Source organism: Rhodovastum atsumiense (assembly GCF_937425535.1).
In the GTDB taxonomy this organism is placed as follows: domain Bacteria; phylum Pseudomonadota; class Alphaproteobacteria; order Acetobacterales; family Acetobacteraceae; genus Rhodovastum; species Rhodovastum atsumiense.
Genome location: NZ_OW485601.1, coordinates 6,019,452 through 6,035,026, shown reverse-complemented (window position 1 = coordinate 6,035,026; position 15,575 = coordinate 6,019,452). Strand labels below are relative to the sequence as shown.

At 69.9% G+C, this 15,575-nt stretch carries 20 protein-coding genes and 1 other RNA gene; 16 read left to right on the top strand and 5 right to left on the bottom strand.

The window, feature by feature from the left end; all coding sequences use genetic code 11:
* Window positions 1–457 precede the first annotated feature (457 nt).
* Together NBY65_RS27185 and NBY65_RS27180 are read right to left on the bottom strand one after the other, a co-directional pair.
* A complete protein-coding gene (locus tag NBY65_RS27185) occupies window positions 458–985 on the bottom strand; it encodes a glycine zipper family protein (RefSeq protein WP_203330694.1) in 528 nt (175 codons plus the stop codon).
* A 230-nt stretch (window positions 986–1,215) separates the two neighbouring features.
* On the bottom strand, window positions 1,216–1,392 hold the full coding sequence (locus tag NBY65_RS27180) for a hypothetical protein (protein WP_162530826.1): 177 nt from the start codon (window positions 1,390–1,392) through the stop codon (window positions 1,216–1,218).
* Between the two features lie 44 nt (window positions 1,393–1,436).
* Here NBY65_RS27180 and NBY65_RS27175 point away from each other — a divergent pair, with 44 nt between their 5' ends.
* The 6 genes from NBY65_RS27175 to NBY65_RS27150 all read left to right on the top strand — a co-directional run bounded on the left by NBY65_RS27175 (window position 1,437) and on the right by NBY65_RS27150 (window position 7,655).
* The gene (locus NBY65_RS27175) at window positions 1,437–2,294 is read left to right on the top strand and encodes an alpha/beta fold hydrolase (protein WP_150044420.1); all 858 of its coding nucleotides are present in this window, start codon (window positions 1,437–1,439) and stop codon (window positions 2,292–2,294) included.
* Entirely contained in the window at window positions 2,291–4,741 is a 2,451-nt protein-coding gene (locus NBY65_RS27170; RefSeq protein ID WP_150044418.1) for a spermidine synthase family protein, read from the top strand. Before NBY65_RS27175 ends, NBY65_RS27170 begins: the two co-directional genes overlap by 4 nt.
* The gene (locus tag NBY65_RS27165) at window positions 4,717–5,751 is read left to right on the top strand and encodes a protein-L-isoaspartate O-methyltransferase family protein (protein ID WP_239003086.1); all 1,035 of its coding nucleotides are present in this window, start codon (window positions 4,717–4,719) and stop codon (window positions 5,749–5,751) included. The genes NBY65_RS27170 and NBY65_RS27165 overlap by 25 nt, the downstream gene beginning before the upstream one ends.
* A gap of 22 nt (window positions 5,752–5,773) precedes the next feature.
* On the top strand, window positions 5,774–6,394 hold the full coding sequence (locus NBY65_RS27160) for a pyridoxamine 5'-phosphate oxidase family protein (RefSeq protein ID WP_150044416.1): 621 nt from the start codon (window positions 5,774–5,776) through the stop codon (window positions 6,392–6,394).
* Window positions 6,395–6,600: 206 nt separating this feature from the next.
* A complete protein-coding gene (locus NBY65_RS27155; RefSeq protein ID WP_150044413.1) occupies window positions 6,601–7,107 on the top strand; it encodes a disulfide bond formation protein B in 507 nt (168 codons plus the stop codon).
* Entirely contained in the window at window positions 7,104–7,655 is a 552-nt protein-coding gene (locus NBY65_RS27150) for a demethoxyubiquinone hydroxylase family protein (RefSeq protein ID WP_150044411.1), read from the top strand. The genes NBY65_RS27155 and NBY65_RS27150 overlap by 4 nt, the downstream gene beginning before the upstream one ends.
* Window positions 7,656–7,684: 29 nt before the next feature.
* Here NBY65_RS27150 and thiE read toward each other — a convergent pair whose 3' ends face one another.
* From thiE to NBY65_RS27135, 3 genes are read right to left on the bottom strand one after another with little or no spacing between them, the layout of a single operon-like run.
* Window positions 7,685–8,374: a thiamine phosphate synthase gene (gene thiE / locus NBY65_RS27145; RefSeq protein ID WP_150044409.1), complete on the bottom strand. Its 690-nt coding sequence runs from the start codon at window positions 8,372–8,374 to the stop codon at window positions 7,685–7,687.
* Window positions 8,375–8,379: 5 nt separating this feature from the next.
* A complete protein-coding gene (locus tag NBY65_RS27140) occupies window positions 8,380–9,300 on the bottom strand; it encodes a class I fructose-bisphosphate aldolase (protein ID WP_150044407.1) in 921 nt (306 codons plus the stop codon).
* A 41-nt stretch (window positions 9,301–9,341) separates the two neighbouring features.
* Window positions 9,342–9,755, bottom strand: coding sequence for a hypothetical protein (locus NBY65_RS27135; RefSeq protein ID WP_150044405.1), 414 nt, complete (start codon window positions 9,753–9,755; stop codon window positions 9,342–9,344).
* A gap of 67 nt (window positions 9,756–9,822) precedes the next feature.
* On the opposite strand from NBY65_RS27135, the gene NBY65_RS27130 reads away from it, so the two are divergent.
* The 10 genes from NBY65_RS27130 (at window position 9,823) to ybgC (ending at window position 15,535) form a co-directional block, all read left to right on the top strand.
* On the top strand, window positions 9,823–10,011 hold the full coding sequence (locus NBY65_RS27130; RefSeq protein ID WP_150044403.1) for a hypothetical protein: 189 nt from the start codon (window positions 9,823–9,825) through the stop codon (window positions 10,009–10,011).
* A gap of 61 nt (window positions 10,012–10,072) precedes the next feature.
* Entirely contained in the window at window positions 10,073–10,423 is a 351-nt protein-coding gene (locus NBY65_RS27125; protein ID WP_150044401.1) for a cell division protein ZapA, read from the top strand.
* A gap of 9 nt (window positions 10,424–10,432) precedes the next feature.
* Window positions 10,433–10,587: non-coding RNA, 6S RNA (gene ssrS / locus NBY65_RS27120), on the top strand.
* The gene (locus tag NBY65_RS27115) at window positions 10,574–11,152 is read left to right on the top strand and encodes a 5-formyltetrahydrofolate cyclo-ligase (RefSeq protein ID WP_150044399.1); all 579 of its coding nucleotides are present in this window, start codon (window positions 10,574–10,576) and stop codon (window positions 11,150–11,152) included. Before ssrS ends, NBY65_RS27115 begins: the two co-directional genes overlap by 14 nt.
* On the top strand, window positions 11,153–11,968 hold the full coding sequence (locus NBY65_RS27110; protein ID WP_150044397.1) for a TIGR00282 family metallophosphoesterase: 816 nt from the start codon (window positions 11,153–11,155) through the stop codon (window positions 11,966–11,968).
* A 237-nt stretch (window positions 11,969–12,205) separates the two neighbouring features.
* Complete coding sequence (locus NBY65_RS27105) at window positions 12,206–12,955, top strand: YebC/PmpR family DNA-binding transcriptional regulator (protein ID WP_150044395.1); 750 nt, start codon at window positions 12,206–12,208, stop codon at window positions 12,953–12,955.
* Between the two features lie 12 nt (window positions 12,956–12,967).
* A complete protein-coding gene (gene ruvC, locus NBY65_RS27100; RefSeq protein ID WP_150044393.1) occupies window positions 12,968–13,465 on the top strand; it encodes a crossover junction endodeoxyribonuclease RuvC in 498 nt (165 codons plus the stop codon).
* Window positions 13,462–14,061, top strand: coding sequence for a Holliday junction branch migration protein RuvA (ruvA, locus tag NBY65_RS27095; protein WP_150044390.1), 600 nt, complete (start codon window positions 13,462–13,464; stop codon window positions 14,059–14,061). Before ruvC ends, ruvA begins: the two co-directional genes overlap by 4 nt.
* A complete protein-coding gene (gene ruvB, locus NBY65_RS27090; protein WP_150044388.1) occupies window positions 14,058–15,098 on the top strand; it encodes a Holliday junction branch migration DNA helicase RuvB in 1,041 nt (346 codons plus the stop codon). Before ruvA ends, ruvB begins: the two co-directional genes overlap by 4 nt.
* On the top strand, window positions 15,095–15,535 hold the full coding sequence (gene ybgC, locus NBY65_RS27085) for a tol-pal system-associated acyl-CoA thioesterase (protein WP_150044386.1): 441 nt from the start codon (window positions 15,095–15,097) through the stop codon (window positions 15,533–15,535). Before ruvB ends, ybgC begins: the two co-directional genes overlap by 4 nt.
* Window positions 15,536–15,575 lie beyond the last annotated feature (40 nt).

Below are 15,575 nucleotides of genomic sequence, written 5' to 3'. Positions count from 1 at the left end.
TTTCCGGCCTGTTTCTTGTGCTGGCGCCTGTTCGCGTCCCGGCTTGTGACGGCGGCGTGCCAAAGCGGCCTTGATCCAGATCAAAGGCTTGGCGGTGTTCCGAGGCATCCCGGTACCGCCGGCCGTGAACGGGCCGCGGGAGGAACGGCAAAGAATCTTTGCGTACGAAGCTTTCCCGGTTTGCATCTCTGCGCCCGCCGCGACCCTGTATTGAAGTTTTCTTGCGCTCGGGGGCAGGGGCGATCTGCGCGGCCGGCGCCGGCCGGGCGCGGTCCGCCAGCGCGGCCGCACCTTGTCGGGGGCAGGCCGGGTGCCGGAGGCCGGGATTTTCAGGAGGCGAACCGATCCGGCTGCGGGCGGGCCGGAGTCGTCAGCCCTGGCAACGACTCCGCTGGCGCGGCGAGCGTATCATTCCCGCATCACCGCGCCGCCATCCGGGAGCCGGTCGGCCGCTGACTTACCAGGTGCGGCCGACGCCGTAGCTGACGGTGGGACCGTAATAGTAGGTCGGCGCGGGATAGGAATAGACCGGCACCGGGTAGCTGGGCTGCTGCACGGTGTAGCCACCCGCCACCATGCATTGCGTGTAGGCGATGTCGTAGCGCTGTTGCAACGAGGCGGCCGAGGTCCGTGCGTTGCTGGATCCGATCGCGCCGCCGGCGAGCAGGCCACCCGCGCCGCCGATGGCAGCGCCGGCCCCGGCATTGCCGCCGATCGAGCCGAGCGCGGCCCCTGCCGCGGCCCCGAGCGCCGTGCCCAGCACGGCGCTGCCGACGGCGCTCTGGTTGGCAGCCCGCGCCGGGTCGCCGTAGCCGATCTGCCCGCTGGCGTAGTTGCGGCAGTTGATATCCTGCGCCTGGAACTGTGCGAAGTTCTCGCCCTGGCGCGGCATCGCGACCACGGACGGGCCGGTCGGCGGTGCCACCGTACAGGCCGCGGCCGCGAGCGGGGCGAGAAGGGCGAAGCGAAGGAGGGGGCGGGTCATGGGATTGATCCTGTGGCCGACGTGAAGGCGCGCTGCCGGCAGCATGGCCGGTCGGCGTTCGGGGAGACGCCGTTGCGGACCGCCGGTGGAAAAGCCGCCTGGAAATCCAGGCATGCCGGTTTGAATATGGTTCGTCTCCGATGCCGGATGAAGTCCAATCCTGGCCGGGATGATGGCGAAATCGCGGATGGCATGTGCGGCGGCGGCCCGGTCAGGCCAGAATGTCGGCCCTACCGGCCGGTGCCGGGGGTCAGCGGCGCACAATTACGCCGTCCCTGCAGAAGGCAGTCCTCGGTGCGGCTGGCTTCGTGCAATGCTTGCGACAGCCAGACTCCGAGCACGGCAATCGCGATGACGGCAAGCAGGGCGATGATCGCGCCGCGGCGGGAAGGAGGTTGGTCGTCCATGACGTCTTGGTTGACATGACTCCAGGGTATTGGCAGTTGAGCGCATGCTTCGTGCCTCGGCAACAGCCACTTTCCTGCTCGCCTGCCTCTTGTTTGGCAGGCCGGCGCTGGCGGCGGACCGGTATTTCGTCACCAGTGACGGCGTCCGCCTGCATTACACGGAGGTCGGCCAGGGCCGTACCATCGTCATGGTCCCCGGCTGGACCATGCCGGCCTGGATCTTCGACCGGCAGATCCGTGCCTTTTCCCGCTTCTACCGGGTGGTGGCCTTCGACCCGCGCTCGCAGGGCGAGAGCGAGGTGGCAAGCAGCGGCCACGATCCCTGGCGGCGCGGGCAGGACATCGCCGAACTGCTCGAGCAACTCGGGCCGGAGCCGGTGCTGCTGATGGGCTGGTCGCTCGGCGTGCTCGACAGCCTCGCCTATATCAACGGCCATGGCGACCGGCGCGTGGCCGGGCTGGTGCTGATCGACAATTCGGTGGGCGAGGACCCGCCGCCCAGTGGCTCGGGCTCCGCCGCGCCGCGCCGCCGTGGCGCCCCGCCCACGCGCGCCGAGCGGATGCGCGCCTTCGTCGACGGCATGTTCACCCGGCCTTTGCCGAAATCCTATCTGGAACGGCTGGTGGAAGCCTGCCTGCGCACCCCGCCCGCGGCCGCGGCGGCGCTGCTCTCCTATCCGGTGCCGCGCACGTTCTGGAAGGAAGCGCTCTATTCCACCTCGCACCCGGTGCTCTACGTGGTCCGCCCGACCTGGGCCGGGCAGGCGGCGAACGTGGCGCAGCGCCACCCGAACGCCGAGACGGTGATCATGCAAGGCGTCGGCCACGCCTTGTTCGTGGACGATCCGGACCGCTTCGACCGCGTGGTCACCGATTTCATCCGCCGTCGCGTCTGGCCGTGAGGGCACGGGCCGGGCTCTCCGCGCTGGCGCCGCTGTTCCTGGTGTCGCTGGCGACGGTTGGTTACGAGATCGCGCTGACCCGGACCTTCGCCGTCGCGAAATGGTCGGAATACGGCTACTGGGTGATTTCCATCGTGCTCGCCGGCTTCGCGCTGAGCGGCGTGGTGATGGCGCTGGCGCGCGACCGCTTTGCCCGGCACGGCGCGGCCTGGCTGGCCTGGCTGCCGGTCGGGCTGATCGCGGCGGCGGCGCTGGGCTACCACCTGGTGGCGATCAATCCCTTCAACCCGCTGCAATTGCAGAATCCCGCGACCTTCGCCGACCAGCTCTGGAACATCGCCGGGTATTATGCCGGGCTGCTGCCGTTCTTCTTCCTCTCCGGCCTCTATATCAGCCTCTGCTTCGTGCTGAACGACCAGGATGTCGGCCGCGTCTACGGCTTCGACCTGACCGGGGCGGGGATGGGCGCGCTGGCCACGCTGGGGCTGATGGCGCTGGTGCACCCGTTCCGGCTGGTGCCCTGCCTGCTGCTGCCGCTGGCCGCCGCCGCCCTGTTCGCCCGGGTGCGGCGCCGCGCGGTGCTCGGCGCGGCGCTGGCGGCGCTGCTCGGCGGCGAGGCGCTGCTGCTGTTCGGCGCCCACGCACAGTTCAACGATTTCAAGGCGATCTACGCGCCGCTGCATGTGCCGGACAGTCAGGTGGTCAGCCAGATCACCTCGCCGCGCGGCCTTTACATGCTGCTCGACGATTTCACCGAGCGCGTGGACACCGACATCTCCAACAACGCCGGGATGCTTGGCCTGTCCGGCCCGCCCGAGACTTTCGGGCTCTACCGCGACGGCAACCGTCTCGCCGCGCTGCCGAAGGCCGCGGCCGAGGCGCCCTATGCCGGGGCGACGCTCGCCGCCCTGCCGTATGAGCTGCGCCCGCATGGGCGGGTGCTGCTGGCCGGCGCCTCCGGCGGCTTCCGCATCGCCGAGGCGCGGGCGCTCGGCGCGGCGGACATCCTGGCGCTGGAACCCGAGCCGGTGCTGCGCGGGGCGTTGCGGCAGGGGCTCGGCCCGTCCCCGGCGGTGGCGGGCGCGGCGATCTCTCAGGTGAGCCCGATCGCGGCGTCACGGGCGGGCGGGGGCTGGGACATCATCGACATCGCCCCGGATTTCCTGGACGCCGCCGAGGCCAATGCCAGCGCCTTCGCCGCCGAGGCGATCGCCACCTACCTGCAGGCACTGGCGCCGGGCGGCATCATCTCGATTCCCGTCTCGATCCGCGAATTCCCGGCCTATGCGGTGCGGGTGCTGGCGACGGTGCGGCAGGGCCTGCTGCGCGCCGGCATCACCGATGTTCCCGCCCATGTGCTGGTCTACCGCTCCGCCTGGAACGTGCGTGTGCTGGTATCGAACGCGCCCTTCGATGCCGGGCGGATCGCCGTGGCGAAGCGGTTCTGCGACGACCGCTCCTTCGACATCAGCTATTACCCGGGCATCGACGTCGTCGCTGCGCGGGCCTCGATCTACAACGACCTGCCGGCGGTTTCCTTCGAGGCGGGCGAGGTCACCTCGGGCGACGGCCCGCACGACGCCATTGCCGACGAGGCGCTGGCGGTGCTGCGCGGCGACCCGACCGCCTCCGGGGCCGCGTTCAACCTCGCGCCGATCACCTATGACCGCCCGTCCTTCTACGCGGTACTGCGCCTGTCGCAGCTCGGCACCATTCTCAACCGCCTGGAGATCCTGCCGCAGGCCGAGATCGGGCCGCTGGTCAATCTTGCCGTGCTGGCCCAGGCGGTGGTGATAGCGCTGCTGGTGTTGGCGGTGCCGCTGCTCGGCGGGCGGCGCTTCCGCGACGCCGGGACGGAACGGGTGGGGGCGGCGCGGGCGGCGCTCTATTTCGCGACCCTCGGGCTCGGCTTCCTGGCGATCGAGATCTTCCTGATCGAGCGGGCGAGTTTCTATCTCAACGACCGCACCACCGCCTTCGCGCTGGTGCTGACCGGGATGCTGATCTTCTCCGGCCTCGGCAGCATGCTCGCCGGACGCTTCGCCGGGCGGGAGCGGCTGGGGGTGGCGATCGCCGGCGGCGTAGTGCTGGCCTGGTGTGCGGCCCTGCTGCTGGGGCTGCAGGATTTCATGCTGGCGACGCTCGACCTGCCGTTTGCGGCGCGCGCGGCGGTGGTGCTGGCGCTGCTGGCCCCGGCCTCGGTGGCGCTGGGGCTGCCGTTCCCGCTCGGCCTGTCGCGCATGGGCCATGGCGGGTTCCTGCCCTGGGCCTGGGGGCTCAACGGCGCCTTCAGCGTGGTGGCGACCCCGCTTGCCAACCTGATCGCCATCACCTCCGGCTATGACCGGGTTCTGCTGCTGGCTTTGCTGCTGTATGCGGTGGCGGTCGTCTCTTGTCCCTCCAGCAGGCAGAAAGATTTGCAGTGGTCTCCAAGCGCAGTTCCCTGACACGTCGCTGTTTTTCCGCCGGCGCCGCGGCCACGCTGGTCGCCGGTTCCCCGCTGCTGGCCGGCCGCGCCGGAGCCGCCGCGCCCTGGACGCGGCAGGCCTATCTGGAGGCGATGGCCGCTTCCGGCCGCCCGACCGAGCTGTCGGAGACGCAGTTCCAGGCCATCCAGGCGCGCAAGCCCGCGGCCATGAAGCGGATCGAGACCTACCTGAAGGAACGCCTCGGCGAGGCCGATCCGACGGTGATGGCGGCCTTTCGCGAATTGCCGCGTGAGTATTTCCACTACCAGTACGACAACCGCCAGGCGACGCCGGGCGTCGCCTACGAGGAAACGCCGAAGCCCTGGGCGCTGGGCTACGGCTCGGCGCTGTCGGATTACCTGGGTCAGGCGTACATGACCCAGATCGCCAAACCGAAGCCGGGCGACGTGACGCTTGAGATCGGCACCGGCAGCGGCTTTCAGAGCGCGCTGCTCAGCCGTATCGTGAAGCAGGCCTATTCGATCGAGATCATCGAGCCGCTTGGCCGCGCGGTCGGCAGGATCTTCGCCCCGCTCGGCTTCACCAATGTCCATACCAAGGTGGGCGACGGCTATTACGGCTGGCCGGAAGTCGCGGGCGGGTTCGACATCATCATCGTCACCTGTGCCGCCCAGTATGCGCCGCCGGAGCTGTTCAAGCAGCTCAAGCCGGGCGGGCGGCTGGTGATCCCGATCGGCCAGCCCTTTAAGCGCGGGCAGATCCTGTACGTCTACACCAAGGACGAGGAGGGCAAGATCCACTCGCGGCGGGATGTCGGCGTGTATTTCATCCCCATGACCGGGGCGATGATGAAGACTCCGGCGCCGAAGCCCGAGACGAAGCCGCAGGCAGCGAAGCCCGAGCCGAAGCCCGAGGCTGCCACCCCCGGGACCGACGCTGCTCCGGATACCAGCGTTGAGGCGCCGGAGATGGAGGCTCCGCCACCGGGACCGGAGACACCGAAGCCGGACTCGGGTTCCGGCGGATAGGCCCAACGAAGGGGGGGGACACATGCCGACCGACCACGTGATCCGCGACGAAGCGGCGCTGGCGGCCTTGTACGGGGCGCCGGTACCGGCCTCGATCGCGAAGGAGGTGGATCACCTCCACCCCCTGTACCAGGAGTTCGTGCGGGCCGCGCCCTTCGTGGCGCTGGCCACGTCGGGCCGGGACGGCCTGGACGTCTCGCCGCGCGGCGATGGTCCCGGCTTCGTCGCCATCGGCGACCCGCATACCCTGCTGCTGCCGGACCGGCCGGGTAACAACCGCATCGACAGCCTGCGTAATATTCTTGCAGATTCAAGGGTTGCACTGCTTTTTCTCATACCGGGTGTGAACGAGACCCTGCGGGTGAACGGCCGCGCGGAGATCTCGGTCGATCCGGACCTGCTGGCGCGTTTCGAGGTCGGCGGGAAGCCGCCGCGCAGCGTGCTGGTGGTGCGGGTGGAAACCGTGTTCTTCCAGTGCGCGCGGGCACTGATGCGCGCCTCGCTGTGGGATGCGTCCCGCCATGTCGCGCGCACGGCGCTGCCCAGCAATGGCACCATCCTCGCCGCCCTGAGCGCGGGGCGGGTCGGCGGAGAGGAATACGACCGTTCGGCTCCGGCACGGCTGGCCAAAGGGTTGTATTAGCTTCAGGAAGGCCAGGGCTCCGCCCTGGACCTGCCAAGGGCCACAAGGCCCTTGGATCCCATTCTCGCTGCGCGGCACAGAGTTATGGGTTCCAAGGGCGAAGCCCTTGGTGGGGGTCCAGGAGGCGAAGCCTCCTGGTCGGGTGCGGGGCAACGCCCCGCCCACGCGAGTTGCCCAGCGCACGCAGCCGGGCCATAGGTCAGCGCATGACGTTGACGATTCCCCCGCTTCGCGCCGCCCTGGCGCTGAGTGCGCTGGTCGCGGCGGTCGCCCTGGGCGTGGCGTTCGCGGCCGAGATTTTCGCCGGTCTGGTCCCCTGTGCGCTGTGCCTGCTGGAGCGCTGGCCCTATCGCATCGCCCTCGGCATTGGCCTGATCGGGGTGCTGCTGCCGCCGCGCTGGGCGCGGGCGGCGCTGGCGCTGCTCGGCGTGGTGGTGTTCGCCGGTGCGCTGATCGCCGCGGTGCATCTCGGCGTCGAGGCGCGGTGGTGGCCAAGCCCGCTGCCGGAATGCGCGGCGCCGCGCCTGACTCATGGCTCGATCGCCGACCAGTTGGCGGCCTTGCCGGAACGCCCGGCCAAGCCCTGTGACGAGCCGACCTATCTGATCCCCGGCCTGCCGCTTTCGACCGCCGCGCTGAACCTGATCGTGGCCCTGGCCTTCTCCGGCGGCATCGCCACATTCCTGTTGCGAAGCAGAAGGAGTGCCGCATGAGCGAAACCGCTGCCGGCCGGCTGCCGGGTGATCCCACCGCGCGTGAAACGATCGAGCGCATCATCCGCGTGGACCATGCCGGGGAGTACGGGGCGAAGCGCATCTACCAGGGCCAACTCGCCGTGCTCGGGCGCCGTGAGCAAGGTGAACTGCTGCGTCACATGAAGCAGCAGGAACAGGCGCATCTCGACCGTTTTTCAGAGCTGGTGGTGGCAAGGCGGGTGCGGCCGACGGCGCTGCTGCCGCTCTGGCACGTGGCGGGCTTCGCGCTGGGGGCGGTGACGGCCGCGCTGGGGCCGCGTGCGGCCATGGCCTGCACGGTGGCGGTGGAGGAAGCGATCGACGAGCACTATGCCGGGCAGGCAGCGGAGCTCGGCGAGGACGAGGCGGAGCTACGCGGCACCATCGAGACCTTCCGCGCCGAAGAACTGGAACACCGCGACATCGGCCTCGCCCATGGCGCCGAGGACGCACCGGGGTACCGGGTGATGTACACCCTCATCAAGGCCGGGTGCCGCATGGCCATCGCTGCCAGCGAACGCGTCTGACCGATTGTTCCTGAAGCGTATTTTCCGCTTCACTCCCCCTGCGTCGGCTGGATCCCGGCCGGCCCCGCCGGCGGCAGGTCCCGCTCGGCCGCGGCGATGGCGGCGTTCATTGCCCGCACGCCCGCGACCGGACCGTCCGGATGGTTCCAGACCGCGCCCGTCACGGCGAGGAAATCCGCCCCGGCCTGGACCAGCGGGGCGCAGTTGGCCGGGGTGATGCCGCCGATCGCGACAGAGGGCAGTTCCATCACGCCCGACCACCAGCGCAGGATTTCCGGTTCGGCGCGGGTCGGGGCCTGCTTGGTGGTGGTGGGGAAGAAGGCGCCGAAGGCGACGTAGTCGGCGCCGGCCTCGCCCGCCTCCATGGCGAGATGGCGGCTGTCATGGCAGGTCACCCCCAGCATCAGGTCGCCGAGGATCTTGCGGGCAACCAGTGCCGCGGTGTCGTCCTGGCCGACATGGGCGCCGTCGCAGCCATGGGCGACGGCGAGGTCGGGCCGGTCGTTCAGGATCACCGCGACGCCGCGGGCCTGCGCCACCGGCCGCAGCACGTCGATGGCTCGTCGCAGCGCGTCGTCAGGCAGGTCCTTGAGCCGGATCTGCAACGCCGCCACGTCGTCCGCGTCCAATGCGCGGGCGAGCGTGTCAGCGAAGCCGACCGGCTCGAGGACGGGCGGCGTGATCAGATAGAGCCGGCACCGATCCTGCGCCGCCGACATGGGGGTCAGGCCTTCCCCTGGTAGATTTCGATGATCTTGTTCAGCATCGCCAATGCTTCGGCCTTGGGCCGCTGGAAGGTGTTGCGGCCGATGATCGAGCCGTTGGCGCCGCCGTCGCGCAGGCCACGGATGGTTTCGTACAGCCCTTCCGCGTCACTGGTCTCGCCGCCGGAGAACACCACGATGCGCTTGCCGCCGAAGCAGGCCTGCACCACGTGCTCGATGCGCTTCGCCATGGTGGAGCGGTCGATGTCGTAGGTCTGGTAGGTCTTCTTGGCGGCGTCGAGGCTGACCACGTCGGTGGGCGGCTTCACCTTGATGATGTGCGCGCCGAGCAGCGCGGCTATGTGCGCGGCATAGGCGCAGATGTCGAGCGCGGTCTCGCCGGCCTTGTCGAGCAGCGGGCCGCGCGGATAGCTCCACACCACCACGGCGAGGCCGGCGGCCTTGGCTTCCTCGGTCAGCTCGCGCAGCTCTTCCATCTGGTCGAAGGCGTATTCGCTGCCCGGATAGATGGTGAAGCCGATTGCCGAGCAGCCGAGCCGCAGCGCGTCGCTGACGCTGCCGGTGACCGCCTGGTCCTTGGTGGTGGCGAGGCTGTTGGAGCTGTTCACCTTCAGGATGGTCGGGATGGCGCCGGCATAGCTGGCCGCGCCGGCCTCGATCATGCCGAGCGGCGCCGCGTAAGCGGACAGCCCCGCCTCGACGGCGAGCTGGAAATGATAATGCGGATCGTAGGCCGGCGGGTTGGGGGCGAAACTGCGGGCGGGGCCGTGTTCGAAGCCCTGGTCGACCGGCAGGATCACCAGCTTGCCGGTGCCGCCGAGCTTACCCTCCATCAGGATGCGGGCCAGGTTGGCCTTGGTGCCGGGGTTGTCGCTCTCGTAGCAGTCCAGGATCTTCTTGACGCGCTGCGTGATGCGCATGGCGGCCTCCTTCTGGCTCGGCTCTCCGGATGGCGGCGGTCCTAGCTCACTGGCACGGTCCTGTCACCCCGAAGCCATGCATCGAGATGCCACGCGGCGCCGGGAAAGCCCAGGTCGAGCGCGGGGGGCGCCCGTTCCAGGATCGTCGCGCCGAGCGGGGCGGCCACGGCTGAAACCGTTGCGAAGGCGGGGCACCGCGGATCGAGCACGAGCCGGCGTTCGCCGACCCGCAGCGCCGCCATCGCCTGCCCGGGCGAATCGGCGCAATCCAGGATCGCGGAGAATTCAACCAGGGGGAATTCGCGCCGAAGATGTTCGACCATGGCATGCCACCACAGGCAACCGCCGAAGGAAGCCGCGCCCGGCGCGGAAACCAGGGTGGCAGGACGGCTGTATTGCAGGGCCATGCGCCCGTGGTCCAGCCCATGGACCATGACCGCCGGATGGAGGATCATGCTTGACGTTCAAGTCCTTCGGCGCTTGAAACTCAAGCCTCACCGGAGCGCCGGAGGGCTTGAGTAGATGGATTCCGACGACCCGGCCGATGCGGCGGCGCGACTTGAGGTGGCGCTGGAGCGTATCGCTGTGTTGGCACAGCGGCCCGCCGCGCCGCCGGCTGCCGGTTCTTCAGCCGATGTGCGAGAAATCGCGCAGCGGCTTGATGTGCTGATCGCGAAGCTGCGCGCTGCGCTGGACAGAAGTCCGGTCTGAATGGGGCTGTCGGCGGGTGCCGGCATAGGAAAGGCCGGATCCAGCAGGAAAGGAGACTGCCTTGGCGCAGGTCACGGTGAAGGTCAACGGCTACGTCTATACGGTCGGATGCGAAGACGGGCAGGAAGCCCACCTGCAGGCCATGGCCGCGCAGGTGGACAGCCGGATCGACAGCATCAAGGCGCTCGGCGGCCCCTCGGGCGAGTCGCGGCTGCTGCTGCTGGCCTCGCTGCTGATGGCCGACGAGATCCACGATATCCGCGCCGAGCTCGAACAGCTCCGGGCGCTGGTGAAGCGCACCTCGGCGATCCGTACCACGGCCGAGCCGGCGGTCGATGCCGCGACGACGAAACGGCTCGGCGATCTCGCCAAACGCGCGGAGGAGATTGCGGACAGCATGGAGCGTCCCTAAGTTGGGGATGCGGGGCTGCCCGGTGCGTCAGGCTTTTCATCCCCGGGGCCGATAAGCATCCTCCGGGAGCTGGCACTGCCGTGATCGTGGTCATGGTACCCGGCGCCCACCTGCTCACGCGGGCCTTGGGAGGGTGGTACGCCAACGGCCATGGCGGCTCCGCACAGTTCCTTTCCTGATCTCGCCGCCGCCAAGCGGGATTTGCGCCGCCGGATGCACGCCGTCCGGGCGGGTGCCGATCCCGCGGCGGGCACGGCGCTGTCCGCGCATGTGCTGCAGGCGATGCCGCCCGGTCCGGGGGCGGTGGTGTCCGGCTTCTGGCCGATGGGGCCGGAGATCGACATCCGCCCCTTGCTGGAAGCCCTGCACGCGCGCGGCCATGCGGTCGCGCTGCCCGAGACGCCGCCCCGCGGCAACCCGCTGATCTTCCGTCTGTGGCATCCCGGCATGGCGCTGCTGCCCGAACGATTCGGCACCGCGCGCCCGACCGGGGCAGTGGTGCGTCCGGACTGGCTGCTGGTGCCGCTGCTGGCCTTCGACCGGACCGGGCGGCGCCTCGGCTATGGTGGCGGCTATTACGATCGTACCCTGGCCGGCCTACCCGGTGCGATCGCGATCGGATGCGCCTATGCCTGCCAGGAGGTGGACGTGGTGCCGGCGGATGACTACGACGCCAGATTGCACGCGATCGCCACCGAGCGCGGCGTGATTCCCTGCAGCGGAGACTAGATGCGGATTCTGTTCCTGGGCGACGTGGTCGGGCGCACCGGCCGGGATGCCGTGGTGAAGCGGCTGCCCGGCCTGCGCGAGCAACTGCGCATCGACATGGCGGTGGTGAATGCCGAGAATGCCTCGCACGGATTCGGGCTGTCGCCGGAAATGGCGCGTGCCTTCTTCGCCGCCGGCGCCGACGTGATCACGCTCGGCAACCATGCCTGGGACCGCAAGGAGATCATCCCCTACATCGCCGAGACGCCGCGGTTGTTGCGGCCGATGAACTTCCCGCCCGGCACCCCGGGCGCGGGCAGCGTGGTGGTGGTGCTGCGTGGCGGCCACCGCGTGCTGGTGATGACGGTGATGGGCCGGCTGTTCATGGATGCGCTCGACTGCCCGTTCCGCGCCACCGCGGTGGAGCTGTCCAAGCACCGCATCGGCGTGAACTGCGCCGCCGTCATCATCGACGTCCATGCCGAGGCCACCAGCGAGAAGATGGCGTTCGGCCATTCCTTCGACGGCCAGGCCAGCCTGATCGTCGGCACCCACACCCACTGCCCCTCGGCCGATCACCAGATCCTGCCCGGCGGCACCGCGTTCCAGTCGGAAGTGGGCATGTGTGGCGACTATGACAGCGTCATCGGCATGCAGAAGGAAGTAGCGGCGGCCCGGTTCTGGCGGAAGATGCCGGGCGAGCGCCTCAGCCCGGCCGAGGGCGAGTGCACCCTGTGCGGCACTTTCGTCGAGGTGGACGACATCACCGGCCTGGCGAAGCGCATCGAGCCGCTGCGCGTGGGCGGGCGGCTGTCGCAGACCATGCCGGCAGTGTAGAAGCCCTCCGAACGACCGCGACGGGAAGGCCAGGGCGCTGCCCTGGACCCGGCAGGGCTCTGCCCTGCACCCGCCAGGGGCCCGAGGCCCCTGGACCCCATTCCTTCGTGAACGGGTTCCAAGGGCGAAGCCCTTGGCGGAGGTGCAGGAGGCGGAGCCTCCTGCCGGGGTCCGGGGCAGCGCCCCGGCTCTCCCGTCGCGGTCGTCTTGCGCGGTTTTCAGCCCCGGGGAACGATCATGGCAGGCCATTCGCAGTTCAAGAACATCATGCACCGGAAGGGCGCGCAGGACGCCAAGCGCGCGCGCGCCTTCGCCCGGTTGATCCGCGAGATCACGGTTGCCGCGCGCAGCGGCCTGCCGGATCCTGCCTCCAACCCGCGCCTGCGCGCGGCGGTCATGGCGGCGCGCCAGGCCAACATGCCCAAGGACACGGTGGACCGGGCCATCAAGAAGGCGGTCGGGGCTGGCGCGGGCGACGACTACGCGGAGGTCCGCTACGAGGGCTACGGCCCCGCCGGCGTCGCGGTGATCATCGAGGCGCTGACCGACAACCGCAACCGCACCGCCGCCGATGTCCGCTCGGCCTTCGCCAAGCATGGCGGGGCGCTGGGCGAGACCAACAGCGTTTCTTTTCTGTTCTCGCGGCTCGGGGTGGTGCGCTATCCGGCATCGGTGGCGGACGAGGATTCGATGCTGGAGGCGGCGATCGAGGCGGGGGCGGACAATGTCGAGAGCGGTCCGGACGGGCACGAGGTGACCTGTGCCGCCGACAGCTTCTTCCCCGTGCGCGATGCGCTGGAGGCGAAGTTCGGCTCGCCCGAGGAGGCGAAGGTGGAATGGCGCCCGGCCACCACGGTGACGCTGGACGAGGAGAAGGCGGCGTCGCTGCTGAAGCTGCTCGACGTGCTGGAGGACAATGACGACGTGCAGAACGTCTATGCCAATTTCGACATTCCCGAAGCCGTGCTGGCGAAGCTCTCGGGCTGAGGGGAGGCGACGCTGGTCTGCCTGCTCGGCATCGATCCTGGGTTGCGCTTCACCGGCTGGGGGCTGGTGGAGGCCGATGGCAACCGGTTGCGTCATCTCGGCGACGGGGTGATCCCCACCGATTCGGACGATCCGGTGCCGGAGCGGCTGCGCCGGCTGCACGAGGGGCTGACCGCGCTGATCGCCGAGTATCACCCGCAGGAGGCGGCGGTGGAGGAGACCTATGTCAACCGCAACGGTGCCTCCACGCTCAAGCTTGGCTATGCGCGCGGGGTGGCGTTGCTGGTGCCGGCGCTGGCGGGGATCTCGGTGGCGGAGTACGGCGCCATGGCGGTGAAGCAGTCGGTGGTCGGCACCGGCGCCGCGAGCAAGGATCAGGTGCAGATGATGGTGCGCCGGTTGCTGCCGGGGGCGCTGATCCGGCGCGCGGACGCGGCGGATGCGCTGGCGGTGGCGATCTGCCATGCGCATCACCGCGCGACGGCGCGGCGCTGGGCAGGGGTGCGATGATCGCGCAGCTCCGTGGCCGGGTCGAGCAGATCGAGGCCGATCGCTGCGTCATCGACGTGAACGGCGTCGGCTATCTGGTGCAGGCCTCCACCCGCACCCTGGCCATGCTGCCGGCCGGCGAGATCGCCACCGTGCTGGTCGAGACCCAGGTGCGGGAAGACGCCATCACCCTGTTCGGCTTCGCCGAGGCCGCCGAGCGGGAATGGTTCCGGCTGCTGACCACGGTGCAGGGGGTGGGGGCGCGGGTGGCGCTGAATATCCTCTCCGCCCTCTCGCCACGCGATCTGGTGGGGGCGATCCAGGCGGGCGACCGCGGCTCGCTGACGCGGGCGCAGGGCGTGGGGGCGAAGCTCGCGGTGCGGCTGCTGACGGAATTGCGCGAGAAGGCTGGCGGCATGCCGGTGGGGGTCGGCTTCTCGCCGGTGCTGCCGCCGCCGGTCGGCGGGGTGGAGGCGGATGCGCTGTCCGCCCTGTTGAACCTGGGCTACCGCCGGCCGGAGGCGGCGGCGGCGCTGGAGCGGGTGATGCAGCGGCTGGGCGATGACGCGGCGCTGGACGCGGTGATCCGCGAGGGCCTGAAGGAACTGGCAAGGTGAGCAAGGACGATCGCCCCGTCTCCCCCGCGCGCGCCGAGGAGGATGCCGCCGAGGCATCGTTGCGGCCGCAGACGCTCGCCGAGTTCATCGGCCAGAAGGCGTCGCGGGAGAACCTGTCCATCTTCATCCAGGCCGCGCGCGCCCGCGGCGAGGCGCTGGACCACGTGCTGCTGCACGGTCCGCCCGGCCTGGGCAAGACCACGCTGGCGCAGATCGTGGCGCGCGAGCTGGGCGTCGGCTTCCGCGCCACCTCCGGCCCGGTGATCCAGCGCGCCGGCGACCTCGCGGCGATCCTGACCAACCTGCAGCCGCGCGACGTGCTGTTCATCGACGAGATCCACCGGCTGCAGCCGGCGATCGAGGAAGTCCTTTATCCGGCGATGGAGGATTTCCAGCTCGACCTGATCATCGGAGAAGGGCCGGCGGCGCGCAGCGTGCGCATCGACCTCGCGCCCTTCACCCTGGTGGGCGCCACCACGCGGGCGGGGCTGCTCGCGACTCCGTTGCGGGATCGATTCGGCATCCCGCTGCGCCTGGTGTTCTACACGCCGGAGGAACTGGAACTGATCGTGCGCCGCGGCGCGCAGAAGCTGGGCTTCGGCCTGACGCCGGAGGGCGCGTCGGAGATCGCCCGGCGCAGCCGCGGCACGCCGCGCATCGCCGGGCGGCTGCTGCGGCGGGTGCGCGACTTCGCCCTGGTGCAGGGCGACGATCCGGTGGACCGCCCGACCGCCGACGCCGCGCTGCGGCGGCTGGAGGTGGACCGGCTGGGGCTCGATGCCATGGACCGGCGCTATCTGCGCCGCATCGCCGAGCACCACCATGGCGGCCCGGTCGGGGTGGAGACGCTGGCGGCGGCGCTGGCCGAGGCGCGCGACACGCTCGAGGACGTGGTGGAGCCCTTCCTGATCCAGGAGGGCCTGGTGCTGCGCACCAGCCGCGGGCGCATGCTGGGCGAGCGCGGCTGGAAGCATCTGGGGCTGCCGCCGCCCGCGGGCACGCAGCCGACGCTCGATCTGCTGGGAGAGGAAGAATGAGCGAACGATACGAATCGGCGTCGCAACCGGGCGGCCATCGTTATCGTTTGCGTACCTATTACGAGGACACCGATGCCGGCGGGGTGGTCTATCACGCCAACTATCTGCGATTCGCCGAGCGGGCGCGAACCGAAGCGTTGCGCGACGCCGGCGTTCCGCACGCGGAAATGGCATCACAGCATGGCCTAATCTTCATGGTGCATCGTCTCGAAGTGGATTATCTCGCACCGGCGCGGCTGGACGATGCGCTGGTGGTGGTGACGCGGGCGGTCTCGGTGCGGCCGGCCTCCGTGCAGGTGCGCCAGTCCATCTTCCGCGAGGGTGAGGAACGACCACTGGCGGTGCTGGAGGTGCGGCTGGCCTGTGTGCGGGCTGCCGACCAGCGCCCCGGGCGAGTGCCGGCCCGCTGGCATGACGCCCTGGTGTCGCTTTCGTAAGGCCACGAATCGGCCGTAATGCCAACTGTATGAGGTCGCG

Coding starts and splice junctions, on each gene's coding strand:
- NBY65_RS27175 (WP_150044420.1), top strand. CDS start 1,437: ATGCTTCGTGCCTCGGCAACAGCCACTTTCCTGCTCGCCTGCCTCTTG.
- ybgC (WP_150044386.1), top strand. CDS start 15,095: ATGAGCGAACGATACGAATCGGCGTCGCAACCGGGCGGCCATCGTTAT.
- NBY65_RS27105 (WP_150044395.1), top strand. CDS start 12,206: ATGGCAGGCCATTCGCAGTTCAAGAACATCATGCACCGGAAGGGCGCG.
- NBY65_RS27135 (WP_150044405.1), bottom strand. CDS start 9,755: ATGATCCTCCATCCGGCGGTCATGGTCCATGGGCTGGACCACGGGCGC.
- NBY65_RS27180 (WP_162530826.1), bottom strand. CDS start 1,392: ATGGACGACCAACCTCCTTCCCGCCGCGGCGCGATCATCGCCCTGCTT.
- NBY65_RS27150 (WP_150044411.1), top strand. CDS start 7,104: ATGAGCGAAACCGCTGCCGGCCGGCTGCCGGGTGATCCCACCGCGCGT.
- ruvA (WP_150044390.1), top strand. CDS start 13,462: ATGATCGCGCAGCTCCGTGGCCGGGTCGAGCAGATCGAGGCCGATCGC.
- NBY65_RS27130 (WP_150044403.1), top strand. CDS start 9,823: ATGGATTCCGACGACCCGGCCGATGCGGCGGCGCGACTTGAGGTGGCG.
- NBY65_RS27115 (WP_150044399.1), top strand. CDS start 10,574: ATGGCGGCTCCGCACAGTTCCTTTCCTGATCTCGCCGCCGCCAAGCGG.
- thiE (WP_150044409.1), bottom strand. CDS start 8,374: ATGTCGGCGGCGCAGGATCGGTGCCGGCTCTATCTGATCACGCCGCCC.
- NBY65_RS27155 (WP_150044413.1), top strand. CDS start 6,601: ATGACGTTGACGATTCCCCCGCTTCGCGCCGCCCTGGCGCTGAGTGCG.
- NBY65_RS27110 (WP_150044397.1), top strand. CDS start 11,153: ATGCGGATTCTGTTCCTGGGCGACGTGGTCGGGCGCACCGGCCGGGAT.
- NBY65_RS27185 (WP_203330694.1), bottom strand. CDS start 985: ATGACCCGCCCCCTCCTTCGCTTCGCCCTTCTCGCCCCGCTCGCGGCC.
- NBY65_RS27160 (WP_150044416.1), top strand. CDS start 5,774: ATGCCGACCGACCACGTGATCCGCGACGAAGCGGCGCTGGCGGCCTTG.
- NBY65_RS27140 (WP_150044407.1), bottom strand. CDS start 9,300: ATGCGCATCACGCAGCGCGTCAAGAAGATCCTGGACTGCTACGAGAGC.